The sequence below is a fragment of the Pseudanabaena sp. FACHB-2040 genome (genome assembly GCF_014696715.1).
Lineage (GTDB): Bacteria > Cyanobacteriota > Cyanobacteriia > Phormidesmidales > Phormidesmidaceae > JACVSF01.
In genome coordinates this window covers 1-21738 of sequence record NZ_JACJQO010000004.1, presented here as the reverse complement: position 1 = coordinate 21738, position 21738 = coordinate 1, and the positions used below count along the sequence as shown (strand labels likewise).

Here is a 21738-nt window from a genome sequence, read left to right as displayed (position 1 = left end):
AGCATAGCAAAGCAAGGGGATGCTCCTACCGCCTCACGTCCAACACCGTTGGACTGACAAACCCAAAATGGGGTGTCGCTGCCCCTGTAGTCAGGCTGACCCAGGCCAGTCCTTCGCTGGTGCCAACCCAGACTTTGTTGCCCACATTGGGGGCCACAGCCAAGACTCGGCCTGAGGGGAGGTTGGGCACTTGGCCCAGTACTGCGCCAGTGAGAGGGTTAAGCCTGAATAGGCCGCTGCTGGTGCCAACCCAAACGCTGCTGGAGCGGTCGAAGGCGACAGAGAGGACGTTGCGATCGCGCATCACTGTCACTGAGCGCAGCAGCTGCCCAGTAGCAGGATCAACCACCAGCAGGGCATTGGGGGTACCAGCCCAGAGCAGGCCCTGGTCATCTACAGCTAGAGTTTGCACGGTTTGACCCGGTAGCCCCGTGATCTGGCGGCGGGGGAAGCCACTGGCCGTATCGACTTCTACCAGGCCATTGAGGGTGCCGACCCAAAGGAAGCCTCGGTTGTCTAAGGCCAGAGCGTTGGCGCTGACGCCGGGCAGATCCCTCACGGTAGTCATCAGCAGACCGCGATCGGGGCTAATCATGGCTAACCCCTCATCAGTTCCAGCCCAGAGAAAGCCACGCGTGTCAATCAGCAGCGACAGCACCCGACGCGAGGGCAGTCGGAAGTTTTGAGCCGTAATTTCGTTAGTGCGCGGATCGACTCGCACCAGCCCTTCATAGGTGCCGAGCCAGATGCGGCCTACTCGGTCTTGGGCCAGCGACCCAATAGTGCGGCTGGGAACGTTGACCCGCGCCTGCACCTGCCCAGTTTCCGGGTTAATGCGAGAAAGCCCCTGCCAGGAGCCGATCCAAAGGCTACCTGTGAAGTCGGGCTGGAGCGCAGGCACCCGGTAGTCAGCTGCCGGATTGGGCAGGATGGGGGCCTCGCTTGGGGGTACAGAAGATGGCGCATCCACCGCAGAGACTTGGGCCAATAGCGAAGTTGCCGCTGTAGAGGTAGGGCTGGCGCTCGGCTCAACGGCCTTAGCAGCCGCCAGCAGTCCCCAACTTAGCAGACCCAAAAGACCACTTAACGAGAGCAGCCATCGCGCCGAAATTGACCAAGCCGCCTGTCCCCGCACAGCCTTTAGTTTGTTCGCTTGCTTCAAGGTATTCCTTGTCATCGCACTCCCCTTACCACTCCTCAACACATCAGGACTTATCAAGACAGAAGCCCCTGAGTGTCCAAAGTATAATGAGCGCGGGGAAAAAGGGATCGCTAGTCTCCAGGTTTTTACAGCAGTCAGCAGCCAACCCAAACTTGGCAGTAGGTTGGCGTCAAGCGCAGCGTGACCCAACAGCCCGTCTAATGTCGGGTTTCGCAGGCTCAACCCAACCTACGTGAGGCTCTTTTCGAGCTGTGTCAGCTTAACAGGCCCCATCAGGCAGGCATGGGCGCAGACGATCCGGCGCTGAAACCATCGTTCCAGGTGGCCTCGACCCCAGACTGACTAACCACACTGATCCCGGCCGGTAGCGGCTTCTGGGCTCGGCTAATCTGATGTAGCCACCAAAAATCTTCGGTCTGCACCGCCTCAAAACCAGCAGCCCCCATCCAGGCATCAACGCTGCCTCGGGCATAGTCCTGAATATACGGCTCCTCAAAGATATTAGTGAGCCAGTCGGCCCGCCGCAGCGTGTGCTGGTTGCCATCTAAAATCATGACTTGTCCCCCCGCCGTGAGCAGGCGAAAAGCCTCTTTTAAGATCGTGCAGGCAACTTCCGTGGGCGTTTCATGGAACAGCAGCGAGGCTGTCACCACATCAAATGAGGCGGGGGGAAGGCCCGTCTCCATTGCGTTACCGTGGATAAACTGAACAGCCAGTCCGGCCTGTTGTGCCTTATCTTGGGCCACAACCAGCATGTGGGGCGAGAGATCTAGCCCAATCACCTCAGAGGTGGGAAAGGTCTGCTTCAGCATCAGCGTGGTAGAGCCGGTGCCGCAGCCCAGATCGAGGATTCGCCGGGGCGTGCCCTGTAGGGTCTTTACTGCGTGCTCCCGCACCCAGTTTTCTCCCGGAGGCAACACGTGCTGGGTGATGGGGTCGTAGGTAACTGCGGCATCAGGGGTTAAGTAGCCACCCTCAATACCGTGAAAATGAGCTGTCTGGTAATAGTTAGGGTAGGCCACCTGAGGGTTTTGCAGTGCGGCTGTAGCCGCCTGCCAGTCGATACTGTTGCGGTAGCGCAGCAAGGCTTCCCGATCTAGCAAGCGGCTGAAGATAGGAGCCAGAAACTGTTCAAACAGGGTGTCTTTGCGAGTTGCCATCAAAAAACCTGCTGAAAGCGTGGGTGAGGTTAGGAGATCCAGCCGAGCACAGGGCTTCTGTCATTCTAGTGTGGCATTTTAGTCTGGCCCGCGGAAATTGCCTGTGGTCTAGTTTGCAGAAGGCTGGGTTAGCCATAGAGACGCGGGGACTCCTCTAGGTGTGGTTCACTAGAAGACAGCAGCACAGGTCTTGGCATGGGTCAAAGCAGTCTTCTAAAAAACTACATCAACGGTCAGTGGTGCCTCTCCAGCGCCCAGGAGCAGATTCCTGTTGACAATCCGGCGACAGCAGATGTTTTGGCGACGGTGCCGCTGTCGCCAGTGGCCGAGGTCGATCAGGCGGCCCAAGCAGCTGCCAGCGCTTACCGGGAGTGGCGGCGAGTGCCGCCTATGGAGCGGGTGCAGTATCTCTTTAAACTCAAGGGCCTGCTAGAGGCTAACCAGGAGGCTCTGGCCCAGCTAGTGACCCAGGAGTGTGGCAAGACTCTGGCGGAGTCGCGGGGGGAGCTGCAGCGGGCGATTGAAAACGTGGAGGTGGCCTGCGGCATTCCAATTCTGATGCAGGGAACGGTGTCGGAGGATATTGCTCGAGGCATTGATGAATTTATGATTCGCCAGCCGCTGGGGGTGGCGGCGGTGATTGCGCCCTTTAACTTTCCGGCGATGATTCCGTTTTGGTTTATGCCCTACGCCCTGGCCTGCGGCAACACCTACCTTGTCAAGCCGTCGGAAAAGGTGCCCCTGACCATGCAGAAGATCTTTGAGCTGATCGATCAGGCGGGGTTTCCGCCGGGGGTAGTCAACTTGGTCAATGGGGCAAAGGAGGCGGTAGACGCCATTTTGCAGCACCCAGTGATCCGGGCGATTAGCTTTGTTGGGTCGTCTCCGGTGGCTCGCTACATCTACAGCCAGGCGGCGGCCCACGGCAAGCGAGTGCAGTGTCAGGGTGGGGCCAAAAATCCGATTATCGTGCTGCCCGATGCCGATATGGAGATGACAACCCGTATTGCTGCCGACAGTGCCTTTGGCTGTGCTGGGCAGCGTTGCCTAGCGGCATCGCTGGCGGTGACGGTGGGAGAGGCCAAGGAGCCGTTTACAGACGCGATCGCAAATACCGCTGCCAGTCGCATAGTCGGCAATGGCCTCGATACCGGAGTGCAGATGGGGCCGGTGATTACTGCTGCCAGCCGAGAGCGAATTGAGGCGCTGATCCAGCAGGGTGTGGAGGAAGGGGCAACCGTGCTGGTAGATGGCCGCAGCCCCACGATTCCTGGGTTAGAAAAGGGCAACTTCGTGCGGCCGACTCTGCTGCAAGACGTGCCGCCAGAGGGCGAAATTGCCCGCACCGAGATCTTTGGCCCAGTGCTGGGGCTGATGCATGTCGAGACGATTGACGATGCGATCGCACTAGTCAACCGCAGCCCTTGGGGCAATATGGCCTGCCTGTTTACCAACAGCGGCGCAGCAGCCCGTAAGTTTCGCTACGAGGCCGAAGCTGGCAACATCGGGATCAACATTGGGGTGGCAGCTCCAATGGCCTTCTTTCCATTTAGCGGCTGGAAAGAAAGCTTTTTTGGCGATCTCCACGGGCAGGGCCACCACGCTATCGAGTTCTTCACCCAAACCAAAGTTGTGGTCGAGCGCTGGCCCAAGGAGTGGTCCCGCCAATTTTGAAGTCCTAGCTGAAGCAAGGGTATAGCTTAGCCAGAGTGGGTATACTGGCTAGAATTAAGCGCCCATTTGCAACGGATGTTGGCGGCAAACCTCTTTCTTAAGGTAGACACCTTATTCTGTTAGAGGGAGGATATACATCGGTTAAGTTGGAAGCAGTCTTCCTTCTAATTCGGTTAGCATCGGGACTGGATAATCCGGTATGCCCCGGTTTTTGGCCAAGATTGCTAGTTAAACCTACTGCGTTGCTTCCATGCACCTTATGGCCCGCAACCCCTCTCCAACGCTGCTAGGCGGCCTACTGCTACTCTTTCTAGCCCACACCCTGGTTCTGATTCATTGGGTCCAACCGGCAGCATTTCCCTGGCTCACGCCGCTGGGAGTCATTCTGGCGAGCGTTGCGGCCTTTCTTTTAGCCAGACAGGGGCAGGTCAAGGCAGAGCGAGCTCAGCGCCAGCCCGACCAAAAGCTACTCTACCTTAATGATCTGCTGATGGACGCAAATCAGCAGCTGCAGGCAAGTGAGTATCGCTCTCGCACCCTGATGGAGGCCATGCCTCAGATTGTCTGGGCAGCCGATGAAACGGGCGCAGTCAACTATTTTAATCAGTACTGGTACGACTACACCGGCTTAAGCCAGGCTGAGTCAATGGGAATAGCTGGTTCCAACGCTGTCCACCCGGAAGATCGCGATCGCACGCTGCAACGTTGGAACCAGGCCGTAGCTGCTGGAGACACCTTTGAGATCGAGCATCGCCTTCACCGTCACGATGGCGCATACCGCTGGTTTATCAATCGAGGTTTACCCCTGCGAGAGAGCGGGTCTGCCGTTTCTGGCTGGGTGGGCACCATTACCGACATTGAGGCTCAAAAGCGTCATCAAGAAATTCTGAGCCAGAGCGAGGCCCGTGCCAAAGCCCAGGCCCACGAGCTAGAAGCCTTTATGGAGGCAGTGCCTGTAGGCGTTTGGATTGCCCACGATCCGCAGTGCCATACTGTCACCGCTAACCGCACTGCTCACCAGATCATGCGTCGCCCAGAAGGCTTGACCATGACGGCAACCCCTAGGGATCAAAGCTATCCCTTTCAGTTCACTATTCAGCGCCAGGGGCAAGAGATCCCGCCTGCAGATCTGCTGATGCAGCGTGTGGGCAGAAGCGGGCAGGCTGAGGAAGACGACTATGAATTTGTCTTTGAGAATGGCGATGTTTGCTTTCTCCACGGCAGAGCGGTGCCGCTACTCAACGAAACCGGCGCGGTTTGCGGTGTGATTGGGGCCTTTCTTGATGTCACCGAACGACAGCAGATAGAAAATGCGCTGCGCCAGAAGCAGGAGCGGCTCGATTTAGCCGAAACTGCGGCCGGCATTGGCAGCTTTGAGTGGAATATTCAAGCCAACACCAACATCTGGTCGCCCCAGCTAGAAGCCCTATACGGCCTTCAACCAGGCGAGTTTGCAGGCTCCTACGAAAGCTGGCGGCAGTGTGTCCACCCCGAAGATCTAGCTCAAGCCGAAGCCGACGTTCAGCAAGCGCTGGTCACAGGTGAATTTTTTACTGACTGGCGCGTGGTCTGGAAAGACGGCAGCATTCACTGGCTCCATGCCCGAGCAAAAATCTTTTACGACGATCAGGGCCGTCCCCTGCGGATGGTCGGCGTTAACTTCGATGTCACCGAGCGCAAGCGCAGCGAGGCAGAGCGTCAGCAGGCAGAAGCGGCCCTGCGCCGCAGCGAGGCGCGATCGCATCAGCTCGTAGCCTCCAACCTCATTGGCATTGTCTTCTCCAACTCAACGGGCCAGTTTGTAGAGGCCAACCAGGCATTTCTTCAGCTGGTCGGCTACAGCCAATCCGAGCTCACCCAGCTGAGTTGGCACGACATCACGCCTCCTGAGTACGTCTATCTAGATGAACAGGCCACTGCAGAACTGCAGCGCCGAGGCGTTTGCGCCCCCTTTGAGAAGGAATACATCCGTAAAGACGGTAGCCGAGTGCCGATTTTGATCGGCTTTACGCTGCTGGCGGGAACTGAAGATGAGTACGCCTGCTTCGTGCTAGATCTAACTCAGCAAAAGCAGCAGGCCGAAGCTCTGCGCCACAGCGAGTCAATGTTCCGCACCCTAGCAGAGACCCTGCCGCAGTTGGTTTGGGTGATCCGACCCGGCGACTCGCCGCAACAGAACAATTACGAGTACCTCAACCAGCACTGGTACGACTACACCGGCAAATCCCTAGAGCAGCTGCAGGGAGATGGATGGCTTGACTGCATTCATCCTGATGACCAGCCACGAACCCTGACTGCCTGGCACCAGTCTCTGCAGCAAGAAGCAGAATTTAACATGGAATATCGCCTGCGTCGGGCTGCCGACGGAGCCTATCGCTGGCACTTGGGACAAGCCCTACCCATCTTCAACCAGGTGGGCCAAGTTATTAAGTGGTTTGGCTCCTCTACCGACATCCACGACCAAAAGCTGGCGATGGAGAACCGGGTTCAGCTGCTGGAGCGAGAGCGGGCAGCGCGACTGGCCTTAGAGCGAGCTAGCCGCACCAAGGATGAGTTTTTAGCTATTGTTTCCCATGAGTTGCGATCGCCCCTCAACGGCATTTTGGGGTGGGCTCGTTTGCTGCGAACTCGTCAGCTTAGCCCCGACGTGATTGAAAAAGCCCTCAGCTCCATTGAGCGCAATGCCCAAGCCCAAACCCAGCTGATTGAAGATCTGCTCGACATTTCGCGGATTATTCGGGGCCACATTCGCCTTAATCTGCGCCCCACCCGTCTAAGCCCCATCATCGAAGCAGCTCTAGACACGATTGGCCCTGCCGCTAGCAGCAAAGCCATTCAAATTGCAGCCCAGTTTGACCCAGCGGCAGACTGCATTTCGGCAGACCCTGACCGGCTGCAGCAAATCATCTGGAATCTGCTGTCTAATGCAGTGAAATTTACCCCAGAAAATGGGCGAGTTGAGGTAGGGCTATCTTTGGTCATGCGGCCTGGGTCATCAGCTAGTGGAGAACCGTCTCAAGCCACTGACAAGGCCGGTTCTGGCTCGCTAAATCAGCCTGCAAAATTTGCCCAAATTACAATCAGCGATACTGGCCAAGGCATTGACCCAGATTTTCTGCCCTACGTATTTGAGCGCTTTCGTCAGGCCGATGCCACAACTGCCAGAAGACAGGGGGGTTTGGGCCTGGGCCTGGCAATTGTGAGGAATTTAGCTGAGCTGCATGGAGGGTCGGTCTCGGTTACCAGTGAGGGTCTAGGGCAGGGATCGACGTTTTCGGTGCAGCTGCCGCTGGTCTCCGTCGAGGCCGCTCCTAAAGACTGGAATAGGCTGTCGGTGCCTCGACAAACGCGGCGAGAAGTTCCCTTCAGCCTAGAGGGGCTGAAGATCCTGGCGGTAGAAGATGAGGCCGACGCTAGAGATTTCTTGCAGGTGTTTTTGGAGCAGTATGGCGTTGGGGTAACGGTAACCAGTTCGGCCCAAGAAGCCCTGCATTTGGTGTCGGTGATGCAGCCGGATGTGCTCTTGAGCGACATTGGCATGCCCGGTGAAGATGGCTACAGCCTAATTCAGAAAGTTCGAGCTTTGCCGCTAGAGCAGGGGGGCCGGGTGCCTGCTGTGGCGCTGACAGCCTACGCCCGTGAGAGCGATCGCATTCAGGCCCTTGAGTCTGGCTTTGACGTGCACGTGCCCAAGCCCATTGAGCCGATTCAGCTGCTCACGGTGCTGGCCCGCTTAGCTGGAAGATCCCTTTAAGGAGTCTAGCCGAGGAATCTGCACAAAAAACGTGGTGCCCTGGCCGACATCGCTAGTCCAGCTAATGGTGCCGCCAAACAGCTCTAGACACTCCTTCACGACGGCCAGACCCAGCCCGCTCCCGGTTACCCCTTCAACGTTTTTACCTCGGTAAAACGGGTCAAACATCTGGGCCTGATCGGTTCCCAAAATGCCCATGCCCCAATCGCGAACCTCAAAGCGGGTGCCGTTGCGATCGCAACTCAACGTCAGCTGCACCGGGCTATAGAGCGGCGAGTATTTGATCGCATTTAGCAGCAGGTTGCTGAGCACCCAATACAGTAGCTTTTCATCTAGGTACACCCGCCCACAGCAGTCCTGGCTAACAAACTTCAAAGGGTGCTGAGTCAGATTAGCCGACTGGATATCTTCTAGTAAGTTCAAACAGAAGGCTTCGATATCTAGCCATTCTGGCTTGAACTCAAGATTGCCAGCCTCGGCCCGAGTCAGCGTCAAAATGTCGGTCAGCAGCTGGTTCATCAGCTTGGCCGATGATTGAATGCGGTCAAGATTCTTGAGGTAGCTCGGCTCAATCTGAGTTTCTAGAATTTCTCCCAGCAGTTGGGAAGAAGCCAAAATCACGCTCAAAGGAGTGCGAAACTCGTGGGAAACCATCGAAAACAGGCGCAGCTTGAGTTCGCTTAGCTCCCGCTCCTGAGCCAGAGTCTGTTCCAGGGTTTGCAGCCGCTGACGGCGCAGCCGCTCCTGATAGAGGCTAAAAACAGTCACACCAAAGAAAACAAAGATCAGGGCAGTGCCCGCCTGCTCCAACACGAACCGCTGCTCAATGGTCTTCTTGGATTCTGCTAGAGAGGCATTGAGATGTTGCTTCTCTTCATTCTGGATTTCGGCTAAAACGACCTGGATACGACCTCTTACCTGCACACTACGGTCGGTCAAAGCGTTTTGAGCCGGGGTAGCCGAGCGCTCCTGCTGGTAGAGATCAATCGACTGCTGAAACAGGATTAAACGCTCTTGGGTTAGGCTCTCTAGCCGCTGCAGTCGCTGCAGCTGCAATGGCTCAGGCTGCAACTGCAGCTGCAGCTGATTTAGCTCAGACTGTAGGCTGCGAATAGCCTGCCTATGGCGCTCTAGCTCAACGTCTTTGCCGGTAAAGATGTAGCCCCGGCGACCCGACTCGGCAACGTTCATCGCGGCAAAGAAATCAGTCAGGTTGACCAAAATCTCATAGGTCTGCTGCACCCTAACCGTACTGTCTACCAGCTCTGTTGTATTTTTAGAAGAAATTGAGCTTACCCACCCTAGCAGCAGCAGGATCAGGCCGAAGCTAGTTGCGATCGCTTTTTCTCCCCAGTTCCCTTCGTGCGCTACAGACATTTGCTCCAAATACACCTCAGCCAAAGACCATGCGGATTTTGATTGTCGAAGATGATGTTCAGCTCTCAGAGGTGTTGACCGAAGCGCTGACCCGGCGGCAGTACGTTGTGGACGTAGCCCGCGATGGCCGGGCAGCTTGGGATTTGATCGATGCCATCCGCTACGACCTAATCGTATTAGATGTAACCTTGCCCAAGCTGAACGGCATTCAGCTCTGTCAGCAGCTGCGAGCCGCAGAAATATCTGGCCCCAAGCCCGATCCCAAGCACGACCAGGGAGCCGTGCCGGTTCTCATGCTGACTGCCCGAGACACCGTGGCAGATAAAATTTTAGGACTTGACGCCGGGGCCGATGACTATGTGACAAAACCCTTTGATTTAGAAGAACTGATGGCGCGGGTGCGGGCCTTGCTGCGGCGCGGCAGTGCAAACAGCGCTCTCAGCCTAAGCTGGGGTCAGCTGCAGCTCAACCCCAGCACCCACGAAGCTAGCTACGCCGATTGCCCGCTAACCCTTACCCCCAAAGAGTATGCCCTGCTAGAGCTGCTAGTCGCCAGCGGCAGACGCATTCTCAGCCGCTCTGGCATCATTGAGAAGCTTTGGCCCGTAGGCGATACCCCAGCCGAAGAAACCGTCACCTCCCATATGCGAGGGCTGCGCCATAAGCTCAAGGCCCTAGGCGCTGCCGATGACTTCATTGAAACGGTGCATGGGTTAGGCTACCGCCTCAAATAGGACGGCATCTGCACAAAATCTGCACCTCTTTTGCACTGTTGCTGCAGAGGGGTGTCTTATCCTCAGGGTTAAGGCCCTAAAACCTATCTTTTGATAGAGCCTGGCACAGGGGTTTTAGGGATAGTCCTTTGTTGCAAGATAGTCAAGTAGGTCACGAAATGAGTCATGCAGAGCCGTACAACGGATGGCTGATCGAACTGGTTCGAGGGCAGGCAGGCTACTCATTTCGGTGCCAACATCCAGGGCAGAACTTTGTCGTCAGCGACGAGCGCACCTACCTCACCCATGAACAGGCACTCAAAGCCGCTAGACTGAGGGCCGATTTGGAAAGCGTGCAGCTTGCCCTGCGGCACTTCATCAACGGCAGACTGCAGCTGCTGCTGCTCAGCCCGGCCGAGCGAGTCGCCCTTGAAAACTCTTTAGCCCAGTGTGTGAATGCCGTGAGCGACCCGACCTACCAGGGCTATTACTATGGCTAGATCTGCCCTTGCCGCTGACCCGTCAGCAGCATTGCTCCAGGTAGGGGATCGGGTTTATTACATTGGGTTGGTGCAGCAACTACAGGCTGACTACGGCAGCCAGGTGCTGACGCTGGTAGCCCTAGATCGCATTCGAGGCATCGCTGTCTGTGAAAACAGAAAAGGTTGTCGGCTAGTAGGCGTTTCGGTAAGCGATCTCAGGCCAAATGTAAGGTCAGCCCTGAGGCTGTAGCCTGATTAGTAGTGTTCGGCACACAGGCGGCAGCTACGACTTTTGGAGCCGTAGAATCCCCCCGAACATCGATTTCAGCAGGCTCTTAGGTTTGTCAGACTAGTAGTAGCCTTTGTAAACTACTGCCCTATGCCTGCTCCTAGCCTGCTGCAAACCTCTTCGGCCACCCAGGCGCTGACTCCAGAGCTAGGTCTGGTCTGCATTACCACCTCGCAAGCAGTTCGCTACAAGACGCTCACGCGCAAGCGGCTACTGCTGATGAGCCCAGCAGAACAGACCGAGGCGTTGCGATCGCTCTATGCCGAAAACCTGCGGCGGCTGCATCTGGCCCTAACGTTTTGCCAGGAGCAGGGTATTCGGCTTTATCGGCTGCCCTCTGGCCTCTTTCCCTTTGCCGATATGGCGGTAGGTCGGGCCGTTTTAGAGGAGCTAGTAGAGCCGCTAGGGCAGGTAGGTCAGCGAGCAGAGGAATTGGGTCTGCGGCTGGTGCTGCACCCAGAGCAGTTTGTCGTGCTCAACTCTGACAACCCAACCGTGATCGAGAACAGCATCCTGGTGCTCTCGGCCCTGGCCTATCAGTTTGACCTGATGGGGCTACCCCAGTCGTCTTGGACAGTGATGAATATTCATGGCGGCAAAGGCGATCGGGCCGAGCGCCTAGTACAGAACATTCAAGCGCTGCCCGAGACCATTCGCTCTCGGCTCACGCTAGAAAACGACGAGCATACCTACAGCGCTGCTGAAATCTTTGATATTTGTAGAGCCGCCCAAGTGGCGATGGTGTTTGATGCCCATCACCATCTGGTTCATGAGCAGCTTGAGAGCTATGACGATCCCAGCGTGGCTGAAATGGTCGCAGCGGCTCAAACCACCTGGCCTGATCCCACCTGGCAGCTAGTTCACATCTCAAACGGGCGCGAAACTCTACGTGACCCGCGCCACAGTGACCTGATCTGGACGATGCCCGAGGCGTTTCGGCAGATGCCCTGGATTGAGGTCGAGGCCAAGGGGAAGGAGGATGCGATCGCAAAACTTCGCCAGGAATGGCTGCCCGACATCATTTCTGTTGCCTCCTAGAGATACCCTTAATGGCATCTCTAGAAGGTCTTTAACTCAGTCGGTTCCTACTTGTTGGCTGGGTCAAACACCCGGACAGTGACGATTTCACCGTTTTCGATGGCCCACTCGGCAAAGGTGCCTGGCACATCACCGTTGTCGTCGAAGTCGAGGGAACCCGAAGCGCCAACATAGTCAACGGTCTCACCATTTTTAATCGCTTCAACAGCCTTGGCCCACTCTCCCGGTCGAACCTCCGTACCCGGTGCGTTGGCCACTTCCCGCAGCGCGTCTCGCACAGCCGTACCATCAGTGGTGCCTGCTTTTTCCATCGCCAGGGCGATCAGCATGACCGCATCATAGGCCGTATCGATGTAGGGCTTAGGCGGAATTTCGCCATACTGGGCTTCATAGCTCTTGACAAAGCTCTGATAGGCATCGCTTTCCGTCAGGGCCTGGGGCGCAGTGCCCACCGAGCCATTGAGGAAGTCAGCACCAATGGCGCTAATCACCTCAGGGGCTTTCATGCCGTCGGTAAAGACAAAGCGATCAAAGAAGTTTTCCTCCAGAGACTGCTTCAAGATGGTGATGCCGTTTTCGGGGTAGCCAATCAGGACCAGTGCCTCAGCACCGCCCCGCGCCAGCTGCTGCAGTTCGCCCCGATAAGACGACTGCCCCTGTTCATAGGGCACCGAGCCGCTAATCTCGCCGCCCGCCGCCTCAAACGCTTCCTGAAAACTCTCGGCTAGGCCCTGGCCGTAGTCATTGTTGATGTAGATAATGGCTAGGTTTTCCATGCCCTTTTGCTGCACGACCTCGGCTAGCGCCACCCCCTGAAACGCATCAGAAGGCACTGTGCGGAAAGAGAAGTCGTTGTCGTTAACGTCTGTCAGTACGGGTGAGGTAGCGGAGTTAGAAATCTGCAGCACATTGTTTTTGCTGGTGACGCTCTCGGCCACAGGAATTGCTTCACCGCTCGACATGGGGCCGACCACCGCCTGCACCCCAGAGATCGAAACCAGCTTTTGCGCGGCATCAATACTGGGCTGAGGGGCCGTTTGGGTATCCCCAATGGCCAGCTTGATAGGCCGACCTAGCACGCCTCCGGCGGCATTAATTTCCTCAATGGCTAGGTTGATGCCGTTCATGGCGCTTTCGCCATAGGCCTGTAGGTCGCCGGTTAGCGGCATCAGCGCCCCAATTTCAATCGCTTCTCCGCTAGCAGCCTCAGTTGAAGTCGCCTCTCCAGCAGCAGTTTCGCCACCTGTCGTAGATTGGCCGCCTCCACAGGCAACCAGAGTCGCAGTGACAAATGCGGTAAAACCTAACTGGCAAAGCCGCAGTGTTGACGTTTGTAATATTGACTTATGTGAAGAACCAGCCATTGCATTCTCCCTCCTATTTCAACTTTGACGATGGGGTGTATTGCGAGCACATTAGACTGATAGTCTTAATCTTAAAAGTTGCTGCTTGATTGATACAGCGTTGATAATAGTAGCCGATCCACACTAGCGCATAAGTTACCGCCTTAAACAATTGCTAACCATCGACAACGTTTCCAAACAATTCGCTGGGGTTCGCGCCGTTGACGGCTGCTCTTTTCAAGTCGAATCGGCCAAAATCACTGGCCTGATCGGTCCCAATGGGGCTGGCAAAACCACCCTCTTCAACATAATTGCTGGCTTTATCAAGCCGACCGCTGGCCGCATTACCCTCAAAGATCAAGATGTCACTGGCCTGCAGCCCCATCAGCTGTTTAAGCTAGGAGTGGTGCGAACCTTTCAAATTCCCCGCGAGTTTGGCCGCATGACTGTGCTCGAAAATCTAATGATCGTGCCGCCTCAACAGTTAGGTGAAAACCTGATTGCTTCCTGGCTGCGCTGGCGCAAAGTGTTAGCCGAAGAAGACAATATTCGTCGCAAAGCAGACGAGGTTTTAGACTATTTAAACCTGACTCACTTGCGCAACGACCTGGCCCAAGGGCTCTCAGGCGGACAAAAAAAACTGCTGGAGCTAGGCCGCACGCTGATGATCGATCCCGAAATCATTTTGTTAGATGAGCCGGGGGCTGGGGTCAACAAAACTTTGCTGCGAGAGCTGTCAGATATCATTGAGCGGCTAAACCAAGAGCGCGGCTGCACCTTTTGCATTATTGACCATGACCTAGAGCTGATGGAGCGTCTGTGCGATCGCATTGTCGTCATGGCCCAAGGCAAAGTCTTGGCCGAAGGCACCATGGCCACCGTGCGGCAAAACGTCGAAGTGCAGGCAGCTTATCTAGGCAACGTTTAAAGCTCCCTACTTAAAACCCCAAAAGGCCTTGCATGGAGTCTGAGATAGTCGTCGTACCCCCTCATCCTATACTGGGAATTTGATGCGCTGCGCTACCGCTCATGCCCCTTGCTCCTGACCCCCACCTTTAAATACCATGCCATTACTCGATATCCGCGACCTCCACAGCGGCTACCGTGAAGTCGATATTCTCAAGGGCATCAACCTAAGCGTTGAGCCAGGGGAGATGGTCGTCATCGTCGGCCCTAATGGGGCAGGCAAGTCAACCGTACTCAAGTCCCTTTTTGGCCTCGCCATTGTTCGCCAGGGCAGCATTCTTTTCAACGACCAGTCCATTGTCAATCTGCGGAGTGACAAACTGGTGCGAGCCGGTATTTGCTATGTGCCGCAGACCCAAAACGTCTTCCCCACCTTGTCTGTGCAGGAAAACCTGGAGATGGGCGCATTTGTTCGCAGAGACGACTTTCGCCATCAGATTGCCAAGATCTACGACCTCTTTCCCCCGCTAAAAGAAAAGCGCAGCCAGCCTGCAGGTACGCTCTCCGGCGGTCAGCGCCAGATGGTCGCAATGGGCCGCGCTCTGATGGTCGATCCCAAGCTGCTGCTGCTAGATGAGCCTACCGCTGGCCTCTCGCCGCTCTACGTCGAACAGATCTTTGCCATCATCGACGACATCAACAAAATAGGGGTCAGCATTTTAATGGTGGAGCAAAACGCCAAACCTGCCCTGCGGATGGCGGATCGGGGTTACGTACTAGCAATGGGCACCAACCGCTACGAAGACACTGGCCCCAACCTGCTCAGCAATCCTCAAATTGCTGAAATGTTTTTGGGAGGTTGAGATCACTTCTGGCAATGCATGACCTTGAGCTGACCATCAAGCTGCATAAACAACAGCAACCATTACTTACCATTACTTAATGGAATTAGCAAAGCGCAACGCTAAGCCTTATGTTGCTAATCCAAAGGTCAGAAGCAGTAGTGGGACATGGGGCAAGCGGGCCTGTAGTGAAATTCTAGATTAGGGAGTATGAGCGCGCGGTGTTGGGTGCGATCGCACCCAAACCCTATCCCACGCTCACAGTTTCCCGCTGGTGAGGACTTTGCAGATAAGCTATATCCGGCCCATTGGGAATAATGCCGCCCGGATTGAGCGGAAAGAGATTGCCGTAGTAGTCTCGCTTAACCGCCTCCAAGTCGCAGGTGCTGGCTACCCCCGGCAGCTGATACAGGTCTCGCAAATAAGGCCCTAGGTTGGGATAGTCCTGAATTCGGCGGCGGTTGCACTTAAACAGCCCGTAATAGACCGCATCAAAGCGAAAAAGCGTAGTAAAGAGCCGTACATCAGCTAGCGTCACCCTGTCACCACAGAGGTATCGGCGGCGGGCCAGCGCCTCATCAATTTCATCTAGGGCAGCAAACAGCGCCTCACACGCCTCGTCATAGGCGGCCTGAGACTGAGCAAAGCCGCAGCGGTAAACCCCGTTGTTAATTGCTGGGTAGATCCTGTCATTCCACCGATCAATTTCGGCTTTTAGCGCTTGAGGATAAAGATCCAAATCAGGCCGAGTCGCCAGGTCATTAAAAGCCGAGTTCAAATTAACAATAATGTCAGCGCTCTCGTTGTTAACAATCGAGTGGGTCACCATGTCCCACAGAACTGGCACCGTAGCGCGACCCCGGTAGCCCAGCTTTGACAGCTGGTACAGCTCCGGTAAGGTGCGGCACTCCTCAAAGGGCTGATTAAATACCCAGAGCCCTTCATCTGCTGAGGGCGCAACCTGCACCGTAGGAACAGTTCCCTCCAGCCCCTTCAAGGCCCGCACCACCAGCGTCCGGTGAGCCCACGGACAGCCCAGACCGACAATCAGCCGGTAGCGCTGGGAAGAGGCTGGGTAAGGCTCTTCCCCGACCCAATCTCGAAACTCGCTGGCAGGTCGAATATATTCCCCACCTTTGCTGCGCGGGGCAATTCGAGACATCATCGTGTGCCAGAGCGTGGTCCAGACAAACTTGCCCGAACGAACTATTAGGCCAGGAGGTAAAGATGCAGTGCGTTTAGGTTCGGTCATAGGCTCAACTCTTAACTGCCCAGAGGATTGAGATAGACGGTCATATCATACACAACCGGCTCCAGCGGCTCCATGTGCGGATCGGTAGACTCAAAAACCGCATCTCCAACAACAGCCTCATAGGCTTCGCGGTGCTGTTCAATCGTCGCTTGTGACGGACGAACCCGCAAGAAAAGATCGCCATGATACTCATCTAGGGCAGTGTTTTCCAGCACAATGCTGCCGCCATAATCCCAGCCAAAGCCAAAGAGTTCAAAGTCTCCCAGCTCTTGCTTAAGTTCTGCCATAGAGGTGCCCAGTCCCAGTCCCTCTGGAGTCTTCCAGTCAGATCCAAAATCCTTTGCCATTAGCGGTTTGGAGCGGCTATCATCCGTCCAGACTACGGTCAAGCGCCTATCTTCGCCTAGATCAACCACCGTTCCCGGCTCTGTGAAACCCTCTCCGACGTTGATCTCCTCATCTCTGAGCTGCTCTTCTCCAAATAGCTCTGCTAGCTCAGCTCGGCTCGTCGTTGGCCTAATCGGCCCTACCCGCTCGCCAGGCACCACCACTGTATCCTGCAGAGCAGCTTCGTTAGCCAGAGCCGTCATGCTCTTGGTTGGGGCAGCCTCTAAAGCTGGGGCAGCCTCTAAAGCAGAGGAATCAGTTACCCTCGGCGCTTTTGTCCCACCACAGGCAGCCGAAACTAACAGAACAAGTAACAGGGACGAGTAAGCAAACTTGCGTAACATGGTAGGAGGATATCTCTATCGGAATGATCTGGCAACGCGGACTGACATTGTGGAGAACTCAAATTCCAGGCGTTTCAGCGGTTAAACTGTTTTACCAGACACCCTCATGGTAAGCCTTGCTACAGAGGCCGACATCCAGGGTGTGACAGTTCATAACACTGGGAAATGCCGCCGAAATAGCGCTAGCTTCAAGCGGAGAGTAGTCACCGCCCACCCATTTATCCAGCACCCGTCAGTCAAAAACGTCACTCAACCAAGACAAAATAAACAGGAGAAAGTCGCTGCATGAAAGCAGTCGTGATGACGGCTACCGGATCACCGGAAGTGCTTCAGGTGCAGCAGTTGCCCCAGCCTCAAATTCAGCATCCTAGCGATCTGCTGGTGCGACTGAAAGCGGCCAGCGTCAATTCCATCGATATCAAAATCCGCCAGCGCGGCCCGTACTACCCCGACAGTCTGCCTGCCATTTTGGGCCTAGATGGCGCGGGAGTGGTAGAGGCGGTTGGCTCAGAAGTCAGACACTTCAGCGTGGGAGACGAGGTCTACTTTTGCAATGGTGGCCTAGGCGATCGGCCAGGCACATACGCTGAATACACGCTAGTCGATGAGCGCTGTGTGGCGCTCAAGCCCCGCTCCCTCAGCTTCACTGAAGCAGCAGCAGTACCGCTGGTGCTTATTACGGCCTGGGAAGCTCTGTATGAGCGGGTGCGGCTGGCAATGGGGCAGCAAATTTTAATTCACGGTGGGGCGGGCGGTGTCGGCCACATGGCGATTCAGCTAGCCAAAATGCGCGGTTCAGAGGTCTGCACCACCATCAGTTCTGAGGAAAAAGCCCACTTTGTCGGCCTGCTGGGAGCCGATCACTGCATTTACTATCCCCGCATCGACTTTGTCGAGGCAGTGCTGCATCTGACCGGCAACCGGGGTATCGATGCCGCCTTTGATACGATCGGAGAGCCAATCCTCTCTAAAACTTTTTCAGCCGTGCGGCTCTACGGCGATGTGGTAACGCTGCATGCGACCACCGCAGAAACCGATTGGAAAACGGCCCGCAGCCACAATCTGCGGATTAGCTATGAGCTGATGCTGACCCCCCTGCTGCAAAACTTGATCGAAGCTCGTCAGCAGCAGGCCAGAATCTTGAAGCAAGGGGCCCGCTGTTTTGAGGTCGGCAAGTTAAAGATTCATGTCGGGCAGACCTACCCCCTAGAGCAGGCTGCTGAAGCCCATCGTCAGCTCGAAGCAGGCAGCATCATGGGCAAGGTTGTTTTAGTTATGGCTTAAGCGGGGGAAGAACACCCGATAATAAACTTTGTTCAGTTTTGAGGCGAAGACCCATGCATTCACAGGGGACTCCCATTCGCGTTGGGGTTTTAGGATTTGGTGGTTTGGGGCAGGCGGCAGCCCAAGTACTGGCACCCAAGCAGGAGATGACGCTGGTGGCGGTGGCTGACAAGCAGGGATATCTGTACGCGCCAGCGGGCATTGACCGCAAAGCCTGCGTTCGCGCTTACCAGGAGCAGGGGTCGGTCGGCTATGCAGAGCCCGGCGGCACCTTGAGCCAGCAGAGCATTCAGGAATTGATTGAGTCGGCGGCTGGGGTCGAGGGCTATTTCTTAGCGCTGCCCAACCTGCCCAATACCTTTATGGCCTCTGTGGTGGAGCAGTTCATTCGCTCTGGCTGGCAAGGTGTGCTGGTAGATGCCCTAAAGCGCACCAGCGCTATGGAGCAAATGCTGACCCTGGGCGATGACCTGCGCAAAGCCGGAATCACTTACATGACTGGCTGTGGGGCCACGCCCGGACTGCTGACGGCAGCGGCTGCATTGGCGGCTCAGAGCTACGCCGAGATCCATCAGGTCAAAGTCACCTTTGGCGTGGGCATTGCTAACTGGGAGGCGTATCGGGCTACCATTCGCGAAGATATCGCTCACATGCCAGGGTACAATGTGCCGACAGCGCAGCAGATGAGCGACGCCGAAGTTGAGGCCCTGTTAGACCAGACCAACGGCCTGCTGCACTTGGAAAACATGGAGCACGCCGACGATCTGATGTTGGAGCTGGCCGGGATTTGCTCGCGAGATCAGGTGACGGTGGGCGGTATTGTTGATACTCGCAACCCCAAAAAGCCGCTCAGCACGAATGTACAGGTGACTGGACGCACCTTTGAAGGCAAGATCTCAACGCACACCTTTACCTTGGGCGATGAGACTAGCATGGCGGCGAATGTCTGTGGCCCTGCTTTTGGCTACCTCAAGGCGGGTGTGCAGCTACAGCGTCGGGGGCAGCATGGTGTCTTTACGGCAGCTGAGGTAATGCCGCAGTTTGTGCGGTAGGTTTTCTCTCGTTGTGTAGGTAGGGTTAAGCGAAGCGAAAACCCAACATTGCAAAGGCCCTAGAAACCGGGTTTCTTGAAGGAACCCGGTTTCTCTAATGGGAAGGTCAGGGCGAACGATAGCGTTGCAGATAGCGCAGCACGTCGTCGGGGTCGGGGCGAATCAGCAAACCGTTTTCGGGAATGGCGATGACTCGGCTCCACTCAAAGCGCTCGGCATAACCCAAGATGTGCAGGCTATCGATGGCGCTGCGGGTATCAGCTTCGGAGCCGACCAAATATAGCCGCAACCGTCTGCGCCTCGGCTGAACTGTAACGTTTACAGACGCAGGAGGCTGTGCCAACTCTCCTAGAGGAGTCGGCAGGAAGTATTGAATTTGAAGCATTCCAGGGATTCCTTTGAAATCAATGGGTAGGAATCCCCGAAAAAATGGCAGCCCTTGACATTACTGAATTAACAGAGCGACCTAAAATAGGCAAAGCCCTGAGACAGGGGTTGTCTGTCAACGGGTTAGGCGCTGGTTGATGTTGGTAGCATTTGCCAGTGCCGCAGACCAAGTTTTCGGGGGAAGACAAGCTGCTCTCACACAGCTATAGGGAAAAATCCTAGCCGATTTGATCCTCAATTTCAAGTAAAAACTGATACATCAGGAAGTGGGTGTCTTAGCGAGGCCCGCTTTTTTGTGGGGTGGTGGGGTGGGGTGGGGAGGTGCGATCGCACCTTGAACACTAAGCACGCTAAAGAGAGTTTGAAAGTTTTTAGCAATCCTCACATCAGCAGAATACTCTACAGAAACTTTCCACCTAATCTTCCTCTGTGGGGCATTAGGTGGAAAGTTTCCCTTCAATAAGAAGTTAGCCTTAAGTCACCCTGCTCTGCCCGTGTGCTACCAGGGCCATAGCCACATTAAAAACTGATCTTGACATTTATTTTGGTATTTAGCAAAATAGCAAATATGAACTCTGTGTACAAAGCGCTAGCCGACCCTACTCGCCGTAGGATCTTAGAACTTCTACGCGATCGTGATTTGAGTGCCGGTGAAATTGCGGCATATTTTGATCTTGCGAAACCTACGTTGTCAGGCCACTTTGCCATTCTCAAAGCCGCAGACTTAATCCAAGCCGACAAAGTTGGGACAACCATTATTTACCACCTCAACATTTCCGTACTTGAAGAAGCCCTTTTGTCTTTGATGAGTACATTTAATCTTCCAATGCCTCAAACTTCCCATTCAACAGAGATTACCAATGAATAATAGAAATGCTTTCGCCATTAGTAGCCTAATTGTGTTGGGAATGCTGTTGTTATCAGGATGGGCATGGACAGTGATTCCGGAGGGCTATTCCATGCCAGTCCACTATGGACTTGATGGCACCCCCGACCGTTACGGCGGTAAGTTTGAAGGATTATTGTTGATTCCCCTGATTGCAGCCGTTTTGACCATGCTGTTTGCGGTCATCCCACGCATTGACCCTCGTGCCCACAATCTAATTCGTTCTAAAAAAGCCTATTCCATCACCTGGTTAGCAGTCACTGTGTTACTTCTAGTGCTTCAAGCTGCAATGATTCTCCAAGCACTAGGTTGGCAAGTAGATGTGGTTACGATCGTTTCTGCTGGTGTCGGTGTTCTTTTTACCATCATTGGCAATTATTTAGGAAAAGTTCGCAGCAACTTCTTCTTTGGGGTTCGCACGCCTTGGACGCTTAGCAGTGAGCACTCCTGGAACAAAACAAATAGATTAGGGGGACGGCTATTGTTTGGTTTAGGGATTAGCTGCATCTTGGCAGCGCTGACAAATGCAAGTCAGATATTTTTGATGCTGGCTCTAGGTGGGTCTGTTGGTATCAGCCTGTTTTTAATAATTTACTCTTACTTGCTTTGGAGGGATGATTCGACGCGGCAGAACGTTGAGCGCTGATTTCAAGACATATTTGCAGCCTAGCAGCACTGGTAGTCTACGTTATGCTGGCGCTAATGCAGACTTATACTAGAACTTGATGCGTTACGCTCTGCGAACGCAGCCTATCAGACTTACTGCTGGGTTTCCCAGAGCCTCAACCAAACTTACACAATTGTGTTTTGCCTATCCTAGAGGCTCGGCTGTGCCTCTAAGTGTTTTTCGGTATTGGAGAAAGGCAGAACTTGAAAGTGCGATCGCATATACTTCGAATGCAGGCAAGCAATCGAAAATCAACGGTACTGAGTTCGAGGTTACTTTCCACCGCTGATCTGAACCGTTCAACGACAAGAAAGTAGAGCAGATGCCAGCCCTTTCGTGTTTTATTGACGACGAAGATGTCGCTCTTCTTCTGGAGCAACTTAATGCAGATCCCGAGATTGCGATCATTGTCGCCGACGGTCAACGATCCGTTCAAGAGGCATACCACGACCGCTTGACCATGGCGATCAATAGTATCAGAGAAAAGTTTCCTGAAGGGTCGAGCTTTTCGTTTCACGACTTGCCAGACAACGGTTATCGGCAGAGATGGAAGGCAGTCGACAAGGTCAGTGAACTTGCTGACGGAAATCATTGTCTTTGGCACATACCTGCCGGTCCTTTACCATTGGGTAGTAATGAATAGTAATGGCGAGTTGATATGCTAGGAGCATCAAGCATTGCAGCCAAATTGATGAACTGTCCTAAGTGCCAATCTCCTCAAATCATCAAATACGGACAT

At 54.9% G+C, this 21738-nt stretch carries 20 protein-coding genes; 13 read left to right on the top strand and 7 right to left on the bottom strand.

Annotated features, from left to right (window positions below; all coding sequences use genetic code 11):
- Positions 1-25: 25 nt before the first annotated feature.
- Together H6G13_RS03225 and H6G13_RS03220 are read right to left on the bottom strand one after the other, a co-directional pair.
- Positions 26-1162, bottom strand: a complete 1137-nt coding sequence (locus H6G13_RS03225; protein WP_242028127.1) for a two-component regulator propeller domain-containing protein — start codon at positions 1160-1162, stop codon at positions 26-28.
- A 272-nt stretch (positions 1163-1434) separates the two neighbouring features.
- Entirely contained in the window at positions 1435-2322 is an 888-nt protein-coding gene (locus tag H6G13_RS03220) for a class I SAM-dependent methyltransferase (RefSeq protein WP_190481742.1), read from the bottom strand.
- Between the two features lie 195 nt (positions 2323-2517).
- On the opposite strand from H6G13_RS03220, the gene H6G13_RS03215 reads away from it, so the two are divergent.
- Both H6G13_RS03215 and H6G13_RS03210 read left to right on the top strand, forming a co-directional pair.
- Positions 2518-3996: a CoA-acylating methylmalonate-semialdehyde dehydrogenase gene (locus H6G13_RS03215; protein WP_190481741.1), complete on the top strand. Its 1479-nt coding sequence runs from the start codon at positions 2518-2520 to the stop codon at positions 3994-3996.
- A gap of 250 nt (positions 3997-4246) precedes the next feature.
- Entirely contained in the window at positions 4247-7750 is a 3504-nt protein-coding gene (locus H6G13_RS03210; protein WP_206756506.1) for a PAS domain-containing protein, read from the top strand.
- On the opposite strand, the gene H6G13_RS03205 is transcribed toward H6G13_RS03210, so the two are convergent.
- The gene (locus H6G13_RS03205) at positions 7730-9127 is read right to left on the bottom strand and encodes an ATP-binding protein (RefSeq protein WP_190481739.1); all 1398 of its coding nucleotides are present in this window, start codon (positions 9125-9127) and stop codon (positions 7730-7732) included. The two genes, H6G13_RS03210 and H6G13_RS03205, sit on opposite strands and share 21 nt — an antisense overlap.
- A gap of 29 nt (positions 9128-9156) precedes the next feature.
- On the opposite strand from H6G13_RS03205, the gene H6G13_RS03200 reads away from it, so the two are divergent.
- The 4 genes from H6G13_RS03200 to uvsE all read left to right on the top strand — a co-directional run bounded on the left by H6G13_RS03200 (position 9157) and on the right by uvsE (position 11649).
- Positions 9157-9861, top strand: coding sequence for a response regulator transcription factor (locus H6G13_RS03200; RefSeq protein WP_190481738.1), 705 nt, complete (start codon positions 9157-9159; stop codon positions 9859-9861).
- A 158-nt stretch (positions 9862-10019) separates the two neighbouring features.
- The gene (locus H6G13_RS03195) at positions 10020-10340 is read left to right on the top strand and encodes a hypothetical protein (protein WP_190481737.1); all 321 of its coding nucleotides are present in this window, start codon (positions 10020-10022) and stop codon (positions 10338-10340) included.
- A complete protein-coding gene (locus H6G13_RS03190; RefSeq protein WP_190481736.1) occupies positions 10333-10572 on the top strand; it encodes a hypothetical protein in 240 nt (79 codons plus the stop codon). Before H6G13_RS03195 ends, H6G13_RS03190 begins: the two co-directional genes overlap by 8 nt.
- Positions 10573-10701: 129 nt before the next feature.
- Positions 10702-11649, top strand: coding sequence for a UV DNA damage repair endonuclease UvsE (gene uvsE / locus H6G13_RS03185; RefSeq protein WP_190481735.1), 948 nt, complete (start codon positions 10702-10704; stop codon positions 11647-11649).
- 47 nt (positions 11650-11696) lie between these two features.
- On the opposite strand, the gene H6G13_RS03180 is transcribed toward uvsE, so the two are convergent.
- Complete coding sequence (locus H6G13_RS03180) at positions 11697-13013, bottom strand: ABC transporter substrate-binding protein (protein WP_190481734.1); 1317 nt, start codon at positions 13011-13013, stop codon at positions 11697-11699.
- 151 nt (positions 13014-13164) lie between these two features.
- Between H6G13_RS03180 and H6G13_RS03175 the strand changes: the two genes are divergently transcribed.
- Together H6G13_RS03175 and H6G13_RS03170 are read left to right on the top strand one after the other, a co-directional pair.
- Positions 13165-13920, top strand: coding sequence for an ABC transporter ATP-binding protein (locus H6G13_RS03175; RefSeq protein ID WP_190481733.1), 756 nt, complete (start codon positions 13165-13167; stop codon positions 13918-13920).
- Positions 13921-14056: 136 nt separating this feature from the next.
- Positions 14057-14761 (top strand): ABC transporter ATP-binding protein, encoded by a 705-nt coding sequence (locus H6G13_RS03170; protein WP_190481732.1) that lies wholly within the window; start codon positions 14057-14059, stop codon positions 14759-14761.
- A gap of 226 nt (positions 14762-14987) precedes the next feature.
- Here H6G13_RS03170 and H6G13_RS03165 read toward each other — a convergent pair whose 3' ends face one another.
- Together H6G13_RS03165 and H6G13_RS03160 are read right to left on the bottom strand one after the other, a co-directional pair.
- Positions 14988-15992 (bottom strand): glutathione S-transferase family protein, encoded by a 1005-nt coding sequence (locus H6G13_RS03165; RefSeq protein ID WP_190481731.1) that lies wholly within the window; start codon positions 15990-15992, stop codon positions 14988-14990.
- A gap of 11 nt (positions 15993-16003) precedes the next feature.
- Entirely contained in the window at positions 16004-16582 is a 579-nt protein-coding gene (locus H6G13_RS03160) for a hypothetical protein (protein WP_190481730.1), read from the bottom strand.
- A 426-nt stretch (positions 16583-17008) separates the two neighbouring features.
- On the opposite strand from H6G13_RS03160, the gene H6G13_RS03155 reads away from it, so the two are divergent.
- Together H6G13_RS03155 and H6G13_RS03150 are read left to right on the top strand one after the other, a co-directional pair.
- Positions 17009-18007: a zinc-dependent alcohol dehydrogenase family protein gene (locus H6G13_RS03155; RefSeq protein ID WP_190481729.1), complete on the top strand. Its 999-nt coding sequence runs from the start codon at positions 17009-17011 to the stop codon at positions 18005-18007.
- A 53-nt stretch (positions 18008-18060) separates the two neighbouring features.
- Positions 18061-19059: a saccharopine dehydrogenase-like oxidoreductase gene (locus tag H6G13_RS03150; protein ID WP_190481728.1), complete on the top strand. Its 999-nt coding sequence runs from the start codon at positions 18061-18063 to the stop codon at positions 19057-19059.
- A 106-nt stretch (positions 19060-19165) separates the two neighbouring features.
- Here H6G13_RS03150 and H6G13_RS03145 read toward each other — a convergent pair whose 3' ends face one another.
- Complete coding sequence (locus H6G13_RS03145) at positions 19166-19444, bottom strand: hypothetical protein (RefSeq protein ID WP_242028125.1); 279 nt, start codon at positions 19442-19444, stop codon at positions 19166-19168.
- A 570-nt stretch (positions 19445-20014) separates the two neighbouring features.
- Here H6G13_RS03145 and H6G13_RS03140 point away from each other — a divergent pair.
- From H6G13_RS03140 to H6G13_RS03130, 3 genes are all read left to right on the top strand, one after another.
- Complete coding sequence (locus H6G13_RS03140; protein WP_190481840.1) at positions 20015-20314, top strand: autorepressor SdpR family transcription factor; 300 nt, start codon at positions 20015-20017, stop codon at positions 20312-20314.
- Entirely contained in the window at positions 20307-20978 is a 672-nt protein-coding gene (locus H6G13_RS03135) for an SdpI family protein (RefSeq protein WP_190481727.1), read from the top strand. Before H6G13_RS03140 ends, H6G13_RS03135 begins: the two co-directional genes overlap by 8 nt.
- A 343-nt stretch (positions 20979-21321) precedes the next feature.
- On the top strand, positions 21322-21642 hold the full coding sequence (locus H6G13_RS03130) for a hypothetical protein (RefSeq protein WP_190481726.1): 321 nt from the start codon (positions 21322-21324) through the stop codon (positions 21640-21642).
- Positions 21643-21738: the final 96 nt, after the last annotated feature.

Excerpts from the sequence above, each read along its gene's own strand:
- H6G13_RS03200 (WP_190481738.1), top strand. The coding sequence starts at position 9,157 with ATGCGGATTTTGATTGTCGAAGATGATGTTCAGCTCTCAGAGGTGTTG.
- H6G13_RS03205 (WP_190481739.1), bottom strand. The coding sequence starts at position 9,127 with ATGTCTGTAGCGCACGAAGGGAACTGGGGAGAAAAAGCGATCGCAACT.
- uvsE (WP_190481735.1), top strand. The coding sequence starts at position 10,702 with ATGCCTGCTCCTAGCCTGCTGCAAACCTCTTCGGCCACCCAGGCGCTG.
- H6G13_RS03160 (WP_190481730.1), bottom strand. The coding sequence starts at position 16,582 with ATGACGGCTCTGGCTAACGAAGCTGCTCTGCAGGATACAGTGGTGGTG.
- H6G13_RS03195 (WP_190481737.1), top strand. The coding sequence starts at position 10,020 with ATGAGTCATGCAGAGCCGTACAACGGATGGCTGATCGAACTGGTTCGA.
- H6G13_RS03190 (WP_190481736.1), top strand. The coding sequence starts at position 10,333 with ATGGCTAGATCTGCCCTTGCCGCTGACCCGTCAGCAGCATTGCTCCAG.
- H6G13_RS03220 (WP_190481742.1), bottom strand. The coding sequence starts at position 2,322 with ATGGCAACTCGCAAAGACACCCTGTTTGAACAGTTTCTGGCTCCTATC.
- H6G13_RS03215 (WP_190481741.1), top strand. The coding sequence starts at position 2,518 with ATGGGTCAAAGCAGTCTTCTAAAAAACTACATCAACGGTCAGTGGTGC.
- H6G13_RS03180 (WP_190481734.1), bottom strand. The coding sequence starts at position 13,013 with ATGGCTGGTTCTTCACATAAGTCAATATTACAAACGTCAACACTGCGG.
- H6G13_RS03140 (WP_190481840.1), top strand. The coding sequence starts at position 20,015 with ATGAACTCTGTGTACAAAGCGCTAGCCGACCCTACTCGCCGTAGGATC.
- H6G13_RS03145 (WP_242028125.1), bottom strand. The coding sequence starts at position 19,444 with ATGCTTCAAATTCAATACTTCCTGCCGACTCCTCTAGGAGAGTTGGCA.
- H6G13_RS03155 (WP_190481729.1), top strand. The coding sequence starts at position 17,009 with ATGAAAGCAGTCGTGATGACGGCTACCGGATCACCGGAAGTGCTTCAG.
- H6G13_RS03130 (WP_190481726.1), top strand. The coding sequence starts at position 21,322 with ATGCCAGCCCTTTCGTGTTTTATTGACGACGAAGATGTCGCTCTTCTT.
- H6G13_RS03210 (WP_206756506.1), top strand. The coding sequence starts at position 4,247 with ATGCACCTTATGGCCCGCAACCCCTCTCCAACGCTGCTAGGCGGCCTA.
- H6G13_RS03150 (WP_190481728.1), top strand. The coding sequence starts at position 18,061 with ATGCATTCACAGGGGACTCCCATTCGCGTTGGGGTTTTAGGATTTGGT.
- H6G13_RS03165 (WP_190481731.1), bottom strand. The coding sequence starts at position 15,992 with ATGACCGAACCTAAACGCACTGCATCTTTACCTCCTGGCCTAATAGTT.
- H6G13_RS03135 (WP_190481727.1), top strand. The coding sequence starts at position 20,307 with ATGAATAATAGAAATGCTTTCGCCATTAGTAGCCTAATTGTGTTGGGA.
- H6G13_RS03170 (WP_190481732.1), top strand. The coding sequence starts at position 14,057 with ATGCCATTACTCGATATCCGCGACCTCCACAGCGGCTACCGTGAAGTC.